Here is a 433-nt window from a genome sequence, read left to right as displayed (position 1 = left end):
AGTTTAGTTATGTGAAGTATCCTTTTTATGAAAGCACAATTTTAGGATAAAGAGACTTCAAATTGATTCTTGCATCTGCCGTTGTAAACTGCCAGTCTACTGTACCTTTTACTTTATTCCGTGTACTTTCCCAAGCGGTTAGTTCTGAATACAAGGTATTGATATCTGGTATCCGGCGTTTTAAACACTGGCGTGTCATGACATTGAGTTCTATTTCTGCTATATTTAGCCAGCTCCCATGCTTTGGGGTATAGCGGATATCCAGCCGTTTCGCCAGTTCCCTGGCTTTTTCTGGCGGGAATGCCTTATAAAGTGACGCACATGTGTGAGTGTTTAAATTGTCCATAACCAGTATGACTTTTTCCTGGTTCGGATAAATGACAGTTAGTAAATATTCAATTTCCTCTGCCCAATCAACCATGGTACGGGTCTT

At 40.4% G+C, this 433-nt stretch carries 1 protein-coding gene; it reads right to left on the bottom strand.

Features of this window, described 5'->3' with window-relative positions:
- Nucleotides 1-25: 25 nt before the first annotated feature.
- Nucleotides 26-433: transposase (locus LK536_RS58525; protein ID WP_506092304.1), on the bottom strand; the 408-nt coding region annotated here is incomplete at its 5' end.

This window comes from Clostridium pacaense (assembly GCF_020709765.2).
Classification (GTDB): domain Bacteria; phylum Bacillota; class Clostridia; order Lachnospirales; family Lachnospiraceae; genus Enterocloster; species Enterocloster hominis.
The sequence above is the reverse complement of the archived record's forward strand: the minus strand, read 5'-3'. Positions and strand labels throughout refer to the sequence as shown.